Source organism: Streptomyces sp. NPDC088812, from assembly GCF_044750285.1.
Taxonomy (GTDB): Bacteria; Actinomycetota; Actinomycetes; order Streptomycetales; family Streptomycetaceae; genus Streptomyces.
Genome location: NZ_JBIVJP010000003.1, coordinates 451,833 through 469,169, shown reverse-complemented (window position 1 = coordinate 469,169; position 17,337 = coordinate 451,833). Strand labels below are relative to the sequence as shown.

The following is a 17,337-nucleotide window of genomic DNA, read 5'->3' as shown; positions in this document are numbered from 1 at the left end:
TCGGTCAACTGTCCCCAAACACCTGTTCCTTGCGTAAAGCTGTGCGGTCGTCCGGGATCACCGTCCGGACACGCGCGATCAGGCGGGAAACGGCCCGGTCACGCGACGCTCGTTCCTTTACCGACAAGGGATGCCGATGACCCACACCCCCCAGCGCGAACCCCGACCGGGCGCGAGACGAGCGGCCCGCATAGCCGTGGCCGCGGGTCTGGTGGCCGCGCTGTCCGCGGCCGGCCCGATACCGGCGGCCTTCTCCGCGGACGGGACCCCGGCCGCCGCCGACCCCGCCGTGAAGTCCGCCGCCGACAAGCTCGGCTCCGACGACGCCGACCTCCTCGCCGACGCCAAGGCGGCCGGCGACAAGACCGTCACGCTGATGGTCGCGACCGCCCCGGGCAGCACCGAGCAGGTCGCCGAGGAGCTGGACGCGGTCAAGGGCGGTTCCGTGGGCCGTTCCTACGACAAGCTCGGCTACGTCCGCGCCACCGTCCCGACGGGCAGGGCGGACGCGGCCATCGCCGCCGCCGCGAAGCTGTCCTCCGTCCACGCCATCGACCTGCGCCAGGAGATCGTCCTCGACGACCCGACGCCGAGCGCGGACACCGCGAAGGCCGCGAAGGCCACCGCCACCGCGAAGACCTACGCGGCGCCGAACGCGAAGACCCCCGCCGAGAACCCCTACAACCCGTCCTTCGAGACGGGCGCCGTCGACTTCGTGAAGGACAACCCCAAGGCGGACGGCCGCGGCGTCACCATCGGCGTCCTGGACTCGGGCGTGGACCTCGCGCACCCCGCGTTGCAGAAGACCACCACCGGCGAACGCAAGATCGTCGACTGGGTGACCGCGACCGACCCGATCATCGACGGCGACGCCAGCTGGCGCCCGATGGTCACCTCCGTCTCCGGCCCCTCCTTCACCTACGGCGGCCGCACCTGGACCGCGCCGGCGGGCAGCTACTCGGTGAACGTCTTCCGCGAGTCGGCCACCGCGGGCGGCGACGCCGGGGGCGACGTCAACCGCGACGGCGACACCACCGACGTCTGGGGCGTGCTCTACGACGCGGCGGCCGGCACGGTCACCGTCGACGTGGACAACGACGGCGACTTCACCGACGACACCGCCATGAAGCCCTACAAGGACGGCTTCCAGATCGGGTACTTCGGCACCGACGACCCGTCGACCGACGTAGCCGAGCGGCAGCCGTTCGTCGTGGAGTACCGCAACGACGTCCCGATGGACCCCTACGGCGGGGACTGGGTCGGCAAGACGGCCGACTTCGTCAACATCGGCCTCATCGCCAGCGAGCACGGCACCCACGTCGCCGGCATCACCGCCGCCAACGGCCTGTTCGGCGGGAAGATGAACGGCGCCGCCCCCGGCGCGCAGATCGTCTCCTCCCGCGCCTGCGTCTTCGGCCCCGGCTGCACCAACGTCGCGCTCACCGAGGGCATGATCGACCTCGTCGTCAACCGCGGCGTCGACATCGTGAACATGTCGATCGGCGGCCTGCCGGCGCTCAACGACGGCAACAACGCGCGCGCCGAGCTGTACACCCGCCTCATCGACACCTACGGCGTCCAGCTCGTCATCTCGGCCGGCAACGAGGGCCCCGGCGCCAACACCATCGGCGACCCCGGCCTGGCCGACAAGGTCGTCTCGGTCGGCGCGGCGATCTCCAAGGAGACCTGGGCCGCCAACTACGGCTCGCAGGTGGAGAAGGAGTACGCGCTGCTGCCGTTCTCCTCGCGCGGCCCGCGGGAGGACGGCGGCTTCACGCCGACCCTCGTCGCCCCGGGCGCCGCGATCAACACCGTCCAGACCTGGCTGCCGGGCGCCCCGGTCGCCGAGGCCGGCTACACCCTGCCGGCCGGCTACGCGATGCTCCAGGGCACCTCGATGGCCTCCCCGCAGGCCGCGGGCGCCTCGGCGCTGCTGCTGAGCGCCGCGAAGCGTAAGGGCATCGAGCTGACCCCCGCCGACCTGCGCACGGCGCTCACCTCGACCGCCGACCACATCAAGGGCCTCCAGGCCTACGAGGAGGGCGCGGGCGCCATCAACGTCGTGGACGCCTGGGAGGCCATCGAGGACGGCGCCACCGCCCACGAGTACACGGTCAAGGCCCCCGTCGACACCGCGATCGACTTCGCCCTGGAGACCCCGGGCTACGGCACCGGCATCTACGACCGCGAAGGCGGCCTGAAGACCGGCCAGAAGAAGACGTACGACGTCACGATCACCCGTACGACCGGTGCCGACAAGGCGATCCGCCACGAGCTGCACCTGGAGAACAACGCGGCCGGCACCTTCAGGATCCTCGGCTCGGACGAGGTGAAGCTGCCGCTGAACCAGCCGGTGACCGTCAAGGTCCAGGCCGCGCCGAAGTCCGCGGGCATCAAGAGCGCGATCCTCGAGGTCGACGACCCGAAGACCGAGGGCATCGACAAGCAGGTCCTCAACACGGTCGTCGTCTCGACGCCGGTGGCGCACACCTTCACCGCGACGAGCAGCGTGCAGCGCAACAGCTCGCAGAGCTACTTCCTGACCGTGCCCGAGGGCGCGACTGCGCTGGAGGTCGCGATCGGCGGGCTGAAGGACAAGAGCCAGACCCGGTTCATCTCCATCCACCCCTACGGTGTCGCCGTCGAGGACAGCTCCACCGTCTACTGCTACAACAACTACCTCGACGGCAACGGCTGCCGGCCGGACGCCCGCTCCTACGCCGACCCGCAGCCCGGCGTCTGGGAGATCGAGGTCGAGTCGCGCCGTACCTCGCCGCTGCTCGACAACCCCTACACGCTGGACGCCACCGTGTACGGCGCGGCCTTCGACCCGGAGACCGTGACCGTGCCCGAGGCGAAGGTCGGCACCCCGGCCGCCGTCTCCTGGACGGTGACGAACGACTTCGCCGCCGTCGACGGCACGCTGGCGGGCGGCCCGCTCGGCTCGTCCAGGACGGCCCGTCCGACCATCGCCGACCACGAGAACCAGACGACCACGGTCGAGGTGCCCGCGGGCGCCGCGTCGCTGGACGTCTCCATCGGCGGGGTCTCCGACACCTCCGCCGACCTCGACCTGACGGTGTACGACGCCGACGGCAACCAGGTCGCGCAGCAGGCCGACGGCGACTCGGAGGAGGCGGTCTCCATCCCGTCGCCCGCCGCCGGCACCTACACCATCGAGGTCGCGGGCTACTCGGTCCCGGCCGGTACGACCGCGTACGACTACCTGGACGTGTTCTTCTCGTCCTCGCTCGGCACGGTCGACGTCGACGGGTCGACGCCGGTGAAGCTGGCCACGGGCGCCTCCACGGCGGTCTCCGCGACCGTCACCGCGCTGGCCCCCGCGCCGGAGGGCCGGGCGTTCTTCGGCCAGGTCCAGCTGGTCAACGCGCGCGGCACGGTCGTGGGCCTGGGCAACGTGGCCATCGAGAAGGTCACGTCGTAGTTCCTCGGCGGACGAAGAAGGGGGCGGGCGTCCGGACGGGCGCCCGCCCCTCGTTCATTCGCAGGCGGCCGTGTCGCCCGCCTCCGGCAGCGCGCGCGCCAGGGCCGACCGCCCGGCGGCGATCCCGTCCTCGCCGACGGCCCAGGCGTCCGGGGACGCCGACCCCCGCGCGAAGCCGACCAGGACGTGGTCGCCCTCGGCGAGCAGGGGCTCCGCGCCGTCCCCCGTCAGGAAGCCGACCTCGTCCTGTCCGCCCGCCGCCGGCTTGTACGAACGGGTCACCCGCAGGGTGACGCGCTCACGGGTGGTGCCGGGCACCCGGTCGACGTGCGTCACGTCGCCCTCGACCACCAGCCGGGCGCAGGCGAGGTAACCGGGGTCGCCGAAGAGGTCGCCGGCGGCGCCGGACGCGGCCGCGCCCCCGTCGGCGACGGACTTGTCCGCGCCGCTGGACGCGCCGATGTCGTCCGCCCCCCGGCCCACCTGGACGACCAGCCACCCGCTCCCCACGACCAGCGCACCGGCGGCGGCCACCGCGGCCGTCCGCAGGGCGAGCGTGAGGAGACGGCGCCGGGGCGGCCGTACGGAGGCCGGGGCCGGTGCCGGTGCCGGGGCCGGCCGGGTCAGGGCGTCCGCGACGAGGCCCAGCTGGGCGCGCAGCAGCGCCACGTCGGCCGTCGCCGCGCGGTGCGCGGCCAGGAGGGCGGGGTCGGCGCGGGCCTCCTCGGACAGGGGGACGTCCAGGAGGGCGGCCATCAGCGGGTCCGAGTCGTCGTGACTGTCTTGAGCGCTGTGACTGTCGTGGCCGCTGTGACTGTCGTAGCCGGTGTGACCGATGTGGCCGATGTGACCGTCGTGCGTCCCGTTTCCGTGTCCGTTTCCGTGTCCGCGTCCGTGTTCGTGTTCGTGTTCGTGTCCCGCGGGCATGTCACACCACCTCGTCCTCGTGCAGGTGGGCGCGCAGGGCCCGGACCGCGGTGTGCAGGCGGCTCTTGACCGTGCCCTCCGGGACGCCCAGCTCCTGGGCGATGGAGCGCACCGGCAGGTCGGCGTAGAACCGCAGGACGACGACCTGGCGCTGGGCGTCGGGCAGCTCGTCCAGGCCCCGGGCGACGGCGAGGGAGAGCACGCTGGTGTCCTCGCCGGAGGGGTGCTCGTGCGGGCGCAGCGAGGCCAGCCGCTCCCCGAGGCGTTCCTGCCGGCGTTTGGCCCGGTGCCAGTCCATGGCGAGGTTCGAGGCGACGACCGCCGCCCACGCGGAGACGTCCCGGGGCGCCTCCTGCCCCTTCGCCGCGCGCTCCAGCAACCGCAGGCGGACCTGCTGCACCCCGTCCGGCAGGTCCGCCTGCGGTACCCCGCCCAGCGCGAGCACCGCCCGCACCCGGCGTTCCTGCGCCGCGTCCAGGGGATCGCCGTACGCGTCCCCCCGGGCGCGGCGGGCCGCCCTTCTGCGCAGCACGGACACCCCTCCCCTCCCCGCGTTTCCCCTACGACGCCGCAAGGCGCCGAAACGTTCGCCGCGCGCGCGGGCAAGCGCGCAGAGGCGTACGTCACACCGCCGTGTGCGCCGGGGGCGGGTGGGCAGGCGAGCTTGCGGCGCGGGACCGTCCACGGGCGAATTTCTCCAGTTCAGCGGGGGTGCGAGCGGTAGTTCCGCACCCGGTGGCCGCAGCGGTGTGTCCCATTCCTCGGGCGTCGACCGCAAAGAATTGGACAGGTGGGCCCGGGTCGGCCGCATGATGGAAATGCCTCGTCGAACAAGGCAGCCGCGAAGAGCGTGAAAGACAGGGAGTCGTCGTGAGGGTCGGAATCGTCGGAGCCACCGGTCAGGTCGGCACGGTCATGCGCAGGATCCTCACGGAGCGGAACTTCCCCGTCACGGAACTGCGCCTGTTCGCCTCGGCCCGCTCCGCGGGCACCGTCCTGGACGGTGTGACGGTGGAGGACGCCTCGACCGCCGACTACACCGTTCTGGACATCGTGCTGTTCTCGGCGGGCGGCGCGACCTCGAAGGCCCTGGCCGAAAAGGTCGCCTCGCAGGGCGCCGTGGTGATCGACAATTCCTCAGCCTGGCGCAAGGACCCCGAGGTCCCGCTGGTCGTCTCCGAGGTGAACCCGCACGCGATCGCCGACCGCCCCAAGGGCATCATCGCCAACCCGAACTGCACCACGATGGCCGCGATGCCGGTGCTCAAGCCGCTGCACGCCGAGGCGGGCCTCGAAGCCCTCGTCGTCGCGACGTACCAGGCGGTGTCCGGTTCCGGCCTCGCGGGCGTCGCCGAGCTGCACGGCCAGGCGCAGAAGGTCGTCGCCGACGCCGACAAGCTGACCCACGACGGCGAGGCCGTCGCCTTCCCCGAGCCGGGCGTGTACCAGCGCCCCATCGCCTTCAACGTGGTCCCGCTCGCCGGCTCGGTCGTCGACGACGGCCTGAACGAGACGGACGAGGAGCAGAAGCTCCGCAACGAGTCCCGCAAGATCCTGGAGATCCCCGGGCTGAAGGTCTCCGGCACCTGTGTGCGCGTCCCGGTCTTCTCCGGCCACTCCCTCCAGGTCAACGCCCGTTTCGCCCGCCCGATCAGCGCCGAGCGCGCGACGGAGCTGCTGGCGGACGCCGAGGGCGTCGTCCTCACCGACATCCCGACGCCGCTCCAGGCGGCCGGCCAGGACCCGTCGTACGTGGGCCGCATCCGCCGGGACGAGACGGTGGAGAACGGTCTGGCCCTGTTCATCTCCAACGACAACCTCCGCAAGGGCGCGGCCCTGAACGCGGTGCAGATCGCGGAGCTGGTGGCGGCGGAGCTCCAGGGCTGACGACAGGCCCAGGCCCTAGAGGAGGGCGCCCGGCGCGGTGCGCCGGGCGCCCTCCTCTGCGTGGCGACGGCTACCGCGCGTCCGCCGCCTGGGCCTTCAGGGCGCGCTCCACGCCCGCGCGGGCCTCGGAGACCAGACGGCGCAGTGCGGCGCTCGGCTCGGCGGAGGTCAGCCAGGCCTCCGTCTTGCGCAGGGTCTCCTCGGAGACCTGGACCGCCGGGTAGAGGCCGACGGCGATCTGCTGGGCGATCTCGTGCGAGCGGGAGTCCCAGATGCCCTTGACGACGTCGAAGTACTTGTCCGTGTACGGCGCGAGCAGCTCACGCTGGTCGGTCTGGACGAAGCCGCCGATGACGGCCTCCTGGACGGCGTTGGGCAGCTTGTCGGACTCGACGACCTGCGCCCACGCCTCCGCCTTGGCCTCCGGCGTCGGGCGGGCGGCGCGGGCGGTGGCCGCGTGGCGCTCACCGGCGGCCGTCTTGTCGCGCTCGTACTCGCCGGCGATCTCCGCCTCGTCGTACCGGCCGACCGCCGCGAGCCGCTGCACGAACGCCCAGCGCAGCTCGGTGTCGACGACGAGTCCCTCGATCGTCTGCGTGCCTTCCAGCAGCGCCTCGAGGAGGTCGAGCTGCTCGGGGGTGCGGGCGGTGGCGGCGAACGCCCGCGCCCACGCCAGCTGGTGGTCGCCGCCGGCCTCGGCGGAGCGCAGGTGGGCCAGCGTGGCGTCGGTCCAGCGGGTCAGCAGGGCCTCGCGGGCGGCCGGGTCGGCGTACAGGTCGAGGGCGAGCTTGACCTGCCGGTGCAGGGACTGCACCACGCCGATGTCGGACTCCTTGCCGATGCCGGACAGCACCAGGGACAGGTAGTCGCGGGTGGGCAGTTCGGCGTCGCGGGTCATGTCCCAGGCCGACGCCCAGCACAGGGCGCGCGGCAGGGACGCCTCGAAGTCGCCGAGGTGCTCGGTGACGAAGGCGAGCGACTGCTCGTCCAGGCGGACCTTGGCGTACGACAGGTCGTCGTCGTTGAGCAGGACGACGGCCGGGCGGCGCTCGCCGGTCAGCTGCGGTACGGCGGTCAGCTCACCGTCCACGTCCAGCTCGACGCGCTCGCCGCGCACCAGCCTGCCGCTGTCGTCGAGGTCGTAGAAGCCTACGGCGATGCGGTGCGGGCGCAGGGTGGGCTCGCCCTTGGCGCCGGCCGGGAGCGGCGGGGCCTCCTGGCGGACGGCGAAGGAGGTGATGACGCCGTCGGCGTCGGTCTCGATCTCCGGGCGCAGGACGTTGATGCCGGCCGTCTCCAGCCACGCCTTCGACCAGGCCTTCAGGTCGCGGCCGGAGGTCTCCTCCAGGGCGCCGAGAAGGTCGGAGAGGCGGGTGTTGCCGAACGCGTGCGCCTTGAAGTAGGACTGCACGCCCCGGAAGAACTCGTCCATGCCGACGTAGGCGACGAGCTGCTTCAGGACGCTCGCGCCCTTGGCGTAGGTGATGCCGTCGAAGTTGACCAGGACGTCGTCGAGGTCGTTGATCTCGGCCATGATCGGGTGGGTGGAGGGCAGCTGGTCCTGCCGGTAGGCCCACGTCTTCATGGAGTTGGCGAAGGTCGTCCAGGAGTGCGGCCAGCGGCTGCCGGGCGCGTAGGCCTGGCAGGCGATGGAGGTGTAGGTGGCGAACGACTCGTTCAGCCACAGGTCGTTCCACCACTCCATGGTGACCAGGTCGCCGAACCACATGTGGGCCAGCTCGTGCAGGATGGTCTCCGCGCGCAGCTCGTACGCGGCGTCGGTCACCTTCGACCGGAACACATACTGGTCGCGGATGGTGACCGCGCCCGCGTTCTCCATCGCGCCCGCGTTGAACTCCGGCACGAACAGCTGGTCGTACTTCTTGAACGGGTAGGCGTAGTCGAACTTCTCCTGGAACCAGTCGAAGCCCTGCCGGGTGACCTCGAAGATCGCGTCCGAGTCGAGGTACTCGGCGAGCGAGGGCCGGCAGTAGATGCCCAGCGGCACGCTCTGCCCGTCCTTCTCGTACACGCTGTGGACGGAGTGGTACGGGCCGACGATCAGCGCCGTGACGTACGTCGAGATCCTCGGCGTCGGCTCGAAGGCCCAGACGTCGTCCCTCGGCTCGGGGGTCGGGGAGTTGGAGATGACGGTCCAGCCGCTCGGCGCCTTCACCGTGAACCGGAAGGTCGCCTTGAGGTCGGGCTGCTCGAAGGAGGCGAAGACGCGGCGGGCGTCCGGCACCTCGAACTGCGTGTACAGGTAGGCCTGCTCGTCGACCGGGTCGACGAACCGGTGCAGGCCCTCACCGGTGTTGGTGTAGGCGCAGTCGGCGACGACCCGCAGGATGTTGCGGCCTTCGAGCAGCGCGGGCAGGGCGATCCGCGAGTCCGCGAAGACTTCGGCGGGGTCCAGGGTCTCCCCGTTGAGCGTCACCTCGTGGACGGCCGGCGCCACCAGGTCGATGAAGGACGCCGTGCCTCCCTCGGCGGCGTCGAAGCGCACCGTGGTCACGGACCGGTAGGTGCCGCCCTCCTGCGCGCCGGAGAGGTCGAGATCGACCTCGTACGAGTCAACGGTGAGCAGCTTCGCCCGCTGCTGCGCCTCTTCGCGAGTCAGGTTTGTGCCAGGCACGCGGTCATCTCCTCGTCATGGGTGGATTGCGCCATCCTTCCACGCGACCACCGCGTCGGGCGACGAACGCGCCCCCGCGGTGAGGCCCGTCCGGTCGCCCGCGCCGTCGCCCCCGCCGCCGGCGGACACGCGGGCGGACGCGCGGGCGGACGCGCGGGCGGACATGCGTTCCGTGCGCGTCGTGGTGCCGGGGCGTTCTCCGGCGGGCTGTGCGCCGTGCGGCTGCGGTCCGGTGACGGCGCTCGGCCGGGGGGCGCCCCCGAGTTGTCCCGCCACCGTGGCGCCGAACGCCAGTGCCATGCCGGCCATCTGCACCGTCGTCAGCGACTGTCCGAGCGCGGCCCAGCCGACGGCCGCCGCGGTGAGCGGGGAGAGCGGGCCGAGGAAGGTGGCCTGCGGGGCGGTGAGCCGGCCGATCCCGCGGAACCAGAGCCAGTACGCGACGGCGGTGTTGGCCAGGGCCAGGTAGAGGTAGCCGCCGACGGCCCGGGCGTCCAGGGCGGGCGGGGCGCCCTCCACGAGAAGGGCGACGGGCGCGATGAGCAGGCCGCCGGCGATGAGCTGCCAGGCGGTGAGCGCGAGGGGGCCTGCTCCCTCCGGGCGGCCCCACTTCTTCGTCAGGACGGTGCCGGCCGACATGCAGGCCGTGGAGGCGAGCGCCGCCAGTACGCCGACCGCGTCGAGCCCGCCGGCCGCCTTCAGCACGACCAGGCTCACGCCGCCCGCGGCCGCGACGCCGGTCAGCAGGGCGCGGGAGGTCGGACGCTGCCCCAGCAGCGGGGCCGAGAGGCCGACGACGAAGAGCGGTGCGAGCGAGCCGACGGCGGCCGCCGTGCCGCCGGGCAGCCGGTAGGCGGAGAGGAAGAGCAGCGGGAAGAACGCGCCGATGTTGAGGGCGCCGAGCACCGCCGCCTTGGCCCACCAGACGCCGCGGGGCAGGACCCGGGCGAGGGCGAGCAGCAGCAGGCCGGCCGGCAGCGCGCGGACCAGCGCGGTGAAGAGGGGGCGGTCGGGCGGGAGGAACTCCGTGGTGACGGCGAAGGTGGTGCCCCATGAGAGGGGGGCGAGGGCGGTGAGCAGGACGGTGGCGGGCCGTCTCATGGCCGGCACCCCTCTCCGAGGCGGATCGACGGTCAACGAGGTCGCTGGACAGGCATCAGGTTGCTGGGGGCATTGTTGCTTGGTAGTCATTAGCTTAGCTCTAAGCAACTTGCCGTCAAGCGACTTGCTTGCGGGCGGCCGGAATCCCGGCGGATACTCGCCCCATGAGTGCACAGCGCAGGGACGCCGTCGACGCGATCGTCGCGCAGTGGGCGGTCGAGCGGCCCGACCTCGACACCACCGCCATGGAGGTCTTCGGCCGCGTCCAGCGGCTCGCGCGCGCGATCGGCGACCGCGTGGAGCGCGCCTACGCTCCGCTCGGGGTCTCGCGCGGCGAGTTCGACGTCCTGGCCGCCCTGCGCCGCGCCGGCTCGCCGTACACCCTCTCGCCCCGTGAGCTGTCGGCCACGCTCATGCTCACCACCGGCGGGATGACCGGCCGCCTCGACAAGCTGGAACGGGCCGGACTGCTGCGCCGCTCCCCCGACCCGCACGACCGCCGGGGCCTTCAGGTGACGCTCACCGGGCAGGGACTGGACCTCGTCGAGGAGGCGGTCGGCACGGGGCTCGCCGTCCAGACGGAGGCGCTGTCCGCCGCCCTGGACGCCGAACAGGCCGGCCATCTGGCCGGCCTGCTGCGGGAGTTGCTGCTCACCACGGACGCCCACCGGTAGCCACCGGTGGGCGCGGGTGGACGCCGGTGGCCGCGGATGGACGCCAGTGGCCGCGGGTGGACGCCGGTGGCCGCGGATGGACGCCGGTGGCACCGCGGGTGGCCGTCGGTGGCCGCGGATGGACGCCGGTGGCACCGCGGGTGGCCGTCGGTGGCCGCGGATGGACGCCAGTGGCCGCGGGTGGACGCCGGTGGCCGCGGGCCCGGAGGACTTCCCCGGCCCGGGCGGGACTCGGGGAACGTCTCGGCCCGGGCGGGACTCGGGGACCTCCTCGGCCCGGACGGGACTCCTCAGGCGAGGTGCGCCGTCAGCGCGGCCTCGATCTCCGGCCGGCCGGCGGTGTCGGCCGCCCAGGCCACGTACCCGTCGGGCCGCACCAGCAGCGCCGTACGCCGGTCGCTCGCCCAGTGCGCACGGTCCAGCCGGTCCGCGTGAGCGGCGTCCACCCGGACGTCGTCGGCGTCCTTCGGGGCGATGAGGACGAAACGGCCGCCGCGCAGGGCCTCGTAGAGGCGGCCACCGCCGGCGAGGGCGACGTCCGGGACGCGGGTGCCGGTGAGGCGGTGGGCGCCCGAGGGGGCGGGGTAGCGGTAGCCGATGCCGGAGATCTGGGCCAGCGCCTTGCGGCGGAGCGGGCGGGCAGCCTTGGCAAGGGCCGTGACGAGGGTGCGCGCGGTGCGCAGCAGGGGGCCCCGCGCCCGCGCCAGCCGCACCAGCGCGCCGCTGCTGCGCAGCACGGCTTTACCGACCGGGTGACGTTCGGCCTCGTAGGTGTCCAGCAACCCCTCGGGTGCCCGGCCGTGGACGGCGGCGGCCAGCTTCCAGCCGAGATTCGCCGCGTCCTGGAGTCCGGTGTTCATGCCCTGGCCGCCGGCCGGCGAGTGGACGTGCGCGGCGTCGCCGGCGAGGAAGACCCGCCCGACCCGGTAGCGCGGCGCCTGGCGCTCGTCGCTGTGGAAACGGGAGAGCCAACGGGCGTCGTGCATGCCGTAGTCGGTGCCCAGGGCGCGGCGGGTGACCTCCTTGACCTCGTCGAGGTCGATCGGGACGTCGTCGGACACCTCGTTGCGGCGGTTCCATCCCATCACCCGGTACCAGCCGTCACCGAAGGAAGCGATCATGGCGAAGGAGTCGCCCGCGCCGTTGACGGTGAGCACGTCCTCGGGCTCCCGGGCGAGCCGGACGTCGGCGAGGAACAGCGACTTGATGACGGCGACGCCGGGGAAGGGCAGCCCGAGCGCCGCGCGTACGGCGCTGCGGTGGCCGTCCGCGCCGACGACGTAGGCGGCGCGACGGGTGACGACCGTGCCGTCCGGGCCGCGCACGTCGAGGTCCACGCCGTCGTCGTCCTGCCGCAGCCCCACCACCTCGCTCTCGTGGGCGAACTCGACACCGGCCTCGCGCGCCCTGCGCTCCAGCAGCCGTTCCACCTCGTACTGCGGAGTGACCAGCAGGAACGGGAAGCGGGAGGGCAGGGTCCCCAGGTCGAGCGAGAGGCGGCGGAAGAGGCGCAGGCCGGTGATGGTCGTGCCGGTGGCCAGCAGCGGATCGGCGAGGCCGCGGGCGTCGAGCTGCTCCAGGGTGCGGGCGTGCACACCGAAGGCGCGGGAGAGGTTGCTGATCCGGTCCGGGCGCCGCTCGAGCAGGGTCACCGGGACACCGGCGGCGGCGAGGTCCCCGGCGAGGAGCAGACCGGTGGGGCCGGCACCGACGACGATCACGGAGCGGAGGGCGGGGTGCGGGTGCGCGGTGCCGGTCATGGTGGCCTCCCAATGCCTACGCCTGTTGTCCAACACAAGTCGGCCAACCCGTGTGGGCCGACGCTGCGGCCGGTCACCACTCGTTGGTCAACACTCGCTGGCCAACACCTGTTGGTCAACGCTTGTTGGCAAGCCTAGGGCGGCCCGACGCAGGATGTCAACGCTCGTTGGCCTACACTTGTTGACCTCCGGCCGCCGGCCCCACACTTATTGACCTACAGCCGTTCGCCCACGCTTGTTGGCCTACGCACGTTGGCCTACGATCGTTGGCATGTCAGTGAGCCCTCCCGCCCCCCGCCGTTCCGACGCCACCCGCGCCACCATCCTCGACGCGGCCCGCGAGCGCTTCGCCGCCGACGGGTACGAGCGGGCCACCATCCGCGCCATCGCCCGGGACGCGCGGATCGACCCGTCGATGGTGATGCGCTACTACGGCAGCAAGGAGGGCCTGTTCGCGGCGGCCGTCTCCGTCGACCTGGAGCTACCCGACCTGACCGCCCTCCCCCACCACACGGTCGGCCACACCCTGGTGAGCCACTTCCTGCGCCTGTGGGAGGAGAACGAGGTCCTCACCGCCCTGCTCCGGGTCGGCGTGACCAACCAGGCGGGCGCCGAGCGGATGCAGGGCATCTTCCGCGACCAGATCCTGCCGGTGGCGGCCGCGGTGTGCCCGGACGCCGAGCAGGTGCCGGCCCGGGCGGCGCTCTGCGCCAGCCAGCTGCTCGGGCTCGCGCTCACCCGTTACGTCCTGCGCTTCCCGCCGGCCGTGGCGCTGGCGCGGGAGGAGGCGGTGGCCTGGCTGGCGCCCACCGTCCAGCGGTACCTGACCGCCCCGCACCCGGCCTGACCCACCCTGCCTTGCCTCGCCCTGCCTTGCCTCGCCCTGCCTTGCCTCGCCCTGCCTTGCCCTGCCCTCGTGAGCGACCGGCTCGGGGTTCCGGGCGGGCAGGGTCCCAGCCCCGGCCCCCGGCACCTCACCGGCACGACGCACGAGGGCGCCGCCCCCGTCGCCGTACGGCGGAACGCGCGTACGGCGAGGGGGCGGCGCCCTCGGCGGTGAAGTGTGCGGCGGGCCCTGCGGCAGGCCTTGCGGCGTGCCTGCGGCGGCCCCGGGCCGGTCAGGCCTCGGCCTGGGCCTTCCCGCCCTTGACGGTGATGTTGGAGCTGGTCGGGTCCTGCCGGTCCTTGGACTTGTCGAGGACCCACACCAATCCGGCGATGACCGCGAACAGCACCAGCGGGGCCACCACGTAGAGACCCAGCGTCTCGACGACGCTCAGGCCCGTGCCGGGGTCGTCGCCGTCGTCGCGGGTCAGCGCGAGCGCGGGGGACGACATGAGCAGCATCATCAGCGTCGTACCGGCGGCCAGGGCGCCGGCGCGCAGGGCGTTCTTATTGTCCACGGTGCCCAAGTTAGCGAACGGCCCGGAGGCCCGCGCGCCCGGGGTGCCGTAGGAGGTGCGGTGCGCAGTCCCGCGGGGGGTGCCCTACGGGATGCCGTACGGGGTGCCTCACCCGCCGGACGGCCCGGCCGCGCCGTCCGTCTCCCTCAGCACGTCCAGCAGCGCCCGCACCCTCGGCGAGGCCGCCAGTTCCTCCAACGTCACCGGGCGTCCCTCCGCGTCCGCCACGGGCAGACGCCAGTTCGGGTACTGGTCCCAGGTGCCGGGCACGTTCTGGGGGCGGCGGTCGCCGACGCCGTCGGGGAGCCAGACGCCGATCATGCGGGCAGGGGTGTGCAGCAGGAAGCGGTGGACGGCCCGGACGCGGGCCTCCTCCGAGGACGCGTCGCCGCCCCCGCCGGTGTCGTGGAGGAGCCCGAGCCGGGCGAGCAGCTCCAGCCACTCCTCCGTGTCGGCGGCGGCCTCGGCGCGTTCCTCCTCCAGGGGGCGGGTGAGCAGGCCCAGCCGGTCACGGAGTCCGACGTGCTCGCCGGTGAGGCGGGCGGCGGTGGACGGCAGGTCGTGGGTGGTGGCGGTGGCGAGGCAGTCGGCGCGCCAGCGGCCGGGCGGCAGGGGGCGGCCGTCGCCCTCCCAGTCCCGCTCGAACCAGAGCACCGACGTGCCGAGCACCCCGCGCTCGCGCAGCGCCTCCCGCACGCCCGGCTCCACGGTGCCCAGGTCCTCGCCGATCACCACCGCGCCCGCCCGGGACGCCTCCAACACCAGGACGGCGAGCATGGCCTCGGCGTCGTAGCGGACGTAGGTGCCTTCGGTCGGGGGCTCGCCCTCGGGCACCCACCACAGCCGGAACAGGCCCATGACGTGGTCGATGCGCAGGGCGCCGGCGTACCGGAACAGCGCCCTCAACAGCCGTCGGAACGGCGCGTAGCCCGAATCGGCGAGCCGGTCCGGGCGCCATGGCGGCAGGCTCCAGTCCTGGCCGAGCGCGGTGAAGGCGTCCGGGGGCGCGCCGATCGACATGCCGGCGGCGAAGTGGTCCTGCTGGGCCCAGGCGTCGGCGCCCCCGGGGTGCACGCCGACCGCGAGGTCGTGCACGATCCCGACCGGCATGCCGGCCTCGCGCGCGGTCCGCTGGGCGGCGGTGAGCTGGGTGTCCGTGAGCCAGGCGAGGCGCGACCAGAAGTCGACCCGGTTCCTCAGCTCGTCGCGGGCCCGCACGGTCCGCGCGGAACGGGGGTCCCGCAGCCCCTCCGGCCACCGGTGCCAGTCGGAGCCGTGCACCTCGGCGAGCGCGCACCAGGTGGCGTGGTCCTGGAGCGCCTCGCCCTCCTCGGCGAGGAAGTCGCGGTAGGCGGCCTGCCGGCCGGGCCCGAGCGGTACGGCGGCGACCAGCTCCAGGGCCTCCCGCTTCAGCTCCCACACCGCGTCGCGGTCGATCAGCGCGCCCTTGTCCAGCACGGTCTCCCGCAGCCGCCCGGCCCGTTCCAGCAGCACCCGCACCCGGTCCGGGGCGTCGACGTGGGCGTACTCGGGGACGTCCGCCACCCGCAGGTGCACCGGGTCGGGGAAGCGGCGCGAGGAGGGACGGTACGGGGAGGGGTCGGTCGGTGTGCCGGGCACGGCCGCGTGCAACGGGTTGACCTGGACGAACCCGGCCCCCGCCGTCCGCCCGGCCCAGTCGGCCAGCTCGGCGAGGTCGCCGAGGTCCCCCATGCCCCAGGAACGTGCCGACAGGAGGGAGTAGAGCTGGACGAGGAGCCCGTACGCGCGGCCCTCGGGCGCCGGCAGGCGGGGCGGGGCCACGATCAGGTGGGCGTGGGCGGTGCGCCCGTCGGGCGCGGTGGCGGTCAGCCGGTGGACACCCGGCGGGAGCCCCTCGGCGGACCCGCGGGTGCCGCCCCGCTCGGTCTCCACCAGCAGGCGGGTGCCGTCGGGGAGGGCGGTCAGGGCGTCCGCGGGGCGGTCGGTCCAGGACACCAGGGTCGGCGGCAGCAGCCGCCCGGCCAGCTCCCGCTCCCGGGCGGCCAGCGCGTCCCGGACGGCCCGGGGGGTGCCCGCGTCGACGTCCAGGGCGGCCAGGGCGCGGGCGACGGCCCCGGCCGAGGCCGTGACCGTACGGCCGGGGGAGGGCTCGTAGGAGACGGCGACGCCGTGCAGGGCGGCGAGGCGGGTCAGCTCCGCGTCGGGGGGTCCGGCCGGCCGGGGTGCGCTCATCTAGGGCCTCGTGACGTCGGCGTCCAGGGCGGCGAGCGGCGGCTCGCTGGTGAGGGGTTCGGCGGCGGGCAGCGGCGGCTCGCTGGTCAGCGGGGCCTCGGCGCAGGTTCCCTCCGCGCTGAACACGAACAGGCGGGTCTCCTCGAGGTCGGCGGTCGGCACCGCCGGGCGTTTGGAGTGGGCCGGGAGCAGCTCAGTGGTCGATGCGGCCACGGTGGCCTCCTTGTCGCGTACGGAGTCTGACGGGTCACCGCAGCCCTACCCCGTGGGCGCGACCGCAGACGTCCGAGGAGCCGACCACGCGCATCTCGTCACATTCCTCACGCCGACACTCTCGACAAAGCGGGGCAATCATGACATGCCGGCTGCTTCGGGGCGGCGGGTACGGACCGTTCGCGGCGGGCCGGGCGGCAGACGGGGCGGGGCCGGGCGGCAGACGGGGCAAGGCCGGGCGGCAGACGGGGCGGGGCCGTCGTCGGCATGGCGCTCGCGGGGCCGTCGTCGACGTGGGCGCGGCGCGCGGCCCTGTGCGGAGCCGGGGTGGCGGCACGGCCCGGCGGCCGGCACCCCGGAGGGCCCCGTGGCCGGGTGCCGGCCACGGGGGATGCGAAAGCCCGGGTCGTCAGGCGGAGATGCCGTCGATCCGGGCCAGTGCGTCGTCCGCGCCGTACGGCTGCAAGTACGGCAGCCAGCGCGGGTCCCTATGGCCGGTGCCGATGATGCGCCAGGCCAGACCGGTGGGCGGGGCGGGTTTGTGGCGCAGCCGCCAGCCGAGCTCGACGAGGTGCCGGTCGGCCTTGACGTGGTTGCAGCGGCGGCAGGACGCCACCACGTTGTCCCAGACGTGCTTGCCCCCGCGGCTGCGCGGGATGACGTGGTCGACGCTGGTTGCGACGCCACCGCAGTACATGCACCGGCCCCCGTCCCGGGCGAACAGCGCCCGGCGGGTCAGAGGAACGGGCCCCCGATAGGGAACCCGGACGAATCGCTTGAGCCGGACCACGCTGGGTGCGGGGACTGTGACGGTCGCGCTGTGCAGGAAGGCGCCGGATTCCTCGAGGGAGACGGCCTTGTTCTCCAGGACGAGGACGAGCGCGCGGCGGAGCGGTACGACGCCGAGCGGCTCGTACGACGCGTTCAGGACCAGGACATGCGGCACGGATGCCTCCTCGGGCGTCGGCGGCGCGTGGCTCGCGCCGGGACGATCTGTGGTCAGTCTCCCCTCTTGGCTGGTGGACGCGCCACCATGTGCCGGTAACGGGCTGGGAGTGTTTTCGACCACATCGGAACC

13 protein-coding genes are annotated in these 17,337 nt (G+C 73.6%); 4 read left to right on the top strand and 9 right to left on the bottom strand.

Annotation, left to right across the window (positions count from 1 at the left end; all coding sequences use genetic code 11):
- The first annotated feature begins 136 nt into the window (after window positions 1–136).
- Complete coding sequence (locus ACIP67_RS08250; protein WP_401689168.1) at window positions 137–3,445, top strand: S8 family serine peptidase; 3,309 nt, start codon at window positions 137–139, stop codon at window positions 3,443–3,445.
- Window positions 3,446–3,499: 54 nt separating this feature from the next.
- Here the strand turns inward: ACIP67_RS08250 and ACIP67_RS08245 are convergent, their stop codons facing one another.
- Window positions 3,500–4,372 carry a hypothetical protein gene (locus tag ACIP67_RS08245; RefSeq protein ID WP_401689165.1) on the bottom strand — a complete coding sequence of 291 codons (873 nt, stop codon included), beginning with the start codon at window positions 4,370–4,372 and terminating at the stop codon, window positions 3,500–3,502.
- A gap of 1 nt (window position 4,373) precedes the next feature.
- Window positions 4,374–4,910: an RNA polymerase sigma factor gene (locus ACIP67_RS08240; protein ID WP_401689162.1), complete on the bottom strand. Its 537-nt coding sequence runs from the start codon at window positions 4,908–4,910 to the stop codon at window positions 4,374–4,376.
- Window positions 4,911–5,242: 332 nt separating this feature from the next.
- On the opposite strand from ACIP67_RS08240, the gene ACIP67_RS08235 reads away from it, so the two are divergent.
- The gene (locus ACIP67_RS08235; RefSeq protein WP_401689159.1) at window positions 5,243–6,259 is read left to right on the top strand and encodes an aspartate-semialdehyde dehydrogenase; all 1,017 of its coding nucleotides are present in this window, start codon (window positions 5,243–5,245) and stop codon (window positions 6,257–6,259) included.
- A 70-nt stretch (window positions 6,260–6,329) separates the two neighbouring features.
- Here the strand turns inward: ACIP67_RS08235 and pepN are convergent, their stop codons facing one another.
- Together pepN and ACIP67_RS08225 are read right to left on the bottom strand one after the other, a co-directional pair.
- Complete coding sequence (pepN, locus tag ACIP67_RS08230) at window positions 6,330–8,894, bottom strand: aminopeptidase N (RefSeq protein WP_401689156.1); 2,565 nt, start codon at window positions 8,892–8,894, stop codon at window positions 6,330–6,332.
- 15 nt (window positions 8,895–8,909) lie between these two features.
- Entirely contained in the window at window positions 8,910–9,995 is a 1,086-nt protein-coding gene (locus tag ACIP67_RS08225; protein ID WP_401689153.1) for an EamA family transporter, read from the bottom strand.
- Between the two features lie 164 nt (window positions 9,996–10,159).
- On the opposite strand from ACIP67_RS08225, the gene ACIP67_RS08220 reads away from it, so the two are divergent.
- The gene (locus ACIP67_RS08220) at window positions 10,160–10,669 is read left to right on the top strand and encodes a MarR family winged helix-turn-helix transcriptional regulator (protein WP_401689150.1); all 510 of its coding nucleotides are present in this window, start codon (window positions 10,160–10,162) and stop codon (window positions 10,667–10,669) included.
- Between the two features lie 290 nt (window positions 10,670–10,959).
- Here the strand turns inward: ACIP67_RS08220 and ACIP67_RS08215 are convergent, their stop codons facing one another.
- Complete coding sequence (locus tag ACIP67_RS08215; protein WP_401689147.1) at window positions 10,960–12,429, bottom strand: FAD-dependent monooxygenase; 1,470 nt, start codon at window positions 12,427–12,429, stop codon at window positions 10,960–10,962.
- A 271-nt stretch (window positions 12,430–12,700) separates the two neighbouring features.
- Between ACIP67_RS08215 and ACIP67_RS08210 the strand changes: the two genes are divergently transcribed.
- A complete protein-coding gene (locus ACIP67_RS08210; protein ID WP_401689144.1) occupies window positions 12,701–13,276 on the top strand; it encodes a TetR family transcriptional regulator in 576 nt (191 codons plus the stop codon).
- A 271-nt stretch (window positions 13,277–13,547) separates the two neighbouring features.
- On the opposite strand, the gene ACIP67_RS08205 is transcribed toward ACIP67_RS08210, so the two are convergent.
- The 4 genes from ACIP67_RS08205 to ACIP67_RS08190 all read right to left on the bottom strand — a co-directional run bounded on the left by ACIP67_RS08205 (window position 13,548) and on the right by ACIP67_RS08190 (window position 17,205).
- A complete protein-coding gene (locus tag ACIP67_RS08205; RefSeq protein ID WP_401689141.1) occupies window positions 13,548–13,832 on the bottom strand; it encodes a hypothetical protein in 285 nt (94 codons plus the stop codon).
- Between the two features lie 108 nt (window positions 13,833–13,940).
- Window positions 13,941–16,046 carry a 4-alpha-glucanotransferase gene (gene malQ / locus ACIP67_RS08200; RefSeq protein ID WP_401689138.1) on the bottom strand — a complete coding sequence of 702 codons (2,106 nt, stop codon included), beginning with the start codon at window positions 16,044–16,046 and terminating at the stop codon, window positions 13,941–13,943.
- Window positions 16,047–16,259, bottom strand: coding sequence for a hypothetical protein (locus tag ACIP67_RS08195; protein WP_401689135.1), 213 nt, complete (start codon window positions 16,257–16,259; stop codon window positions 16,047–16,049).
- A gap of 409 nt (window positions 16,260–16,668) precedes the next feature.
- Window positions 16,669–17,205 carry an HNH endonuclease gene (locus tag ACIP67_RS08190; protein ID WP_018545075.1) on the bottom strand — a complete coding sequence of 179 codons (537 nt, stop codon included), beginning with the start codon at window positions 17,203–17,205 and terminating at the stop codon, window positions 16,669–16,671.
- Window positions 17,206–17,337 lie beyond the last annotated feature (132 nt).

Bases quoted from the DNA above. Each gene is read 5' to 3' on its own strand.
- ACIP67_RS08250 (WP_401689168.1), top strand. From the start codon at position 137: ATGACCCACACCCCCCAGCGCGAACCCCGACCGGGCGCGAGACGAGCG.
- ACIP67_RS08245 (WP_401689165.1), bottom strand. From the start codon at position 4,372: ATGCCCGCGGGACACGAACACGAACACGAACACGGACGCGGACACGGA.
- ACIP67_RS08225 (WP_401689153.1), bottom strand. From the start codon at position 9,995: ATGAGACGGCCCGCCACCGTCCTGCTCACCGCCCTCGCCCCCCTCTCA.
- ACIP67_RS08220 (WP_401689150.1), top strand. From the start codon at position 10,160: ATGAGTGCACAGCGCAGGGACGCCGTCGACGCGATCGTCGCGCAGTGG.
- ACIP67_RS08215 (WP_401689147.1), bottom strand. From the start codon at position 12,429: ATGACCGGCACCGCGCACCCGCACCCCGCCCTCCGCTCCGTGATCGTC.
- ACIP67_RS08210 (WP_401689144.1), top strand. From the start codon at position 12,701: ATGTCAGTGAGCCCTCCCGCCCCCCGCCGTTCCGACGCCACCCGCGCC.
- malQ (WP_401689138.1), bottom strand. From the start codon at position 16,046: ATGAGCGCACCCCGGCCGGCCGGACCCCCCGACGCGGAGCTGACCCGC.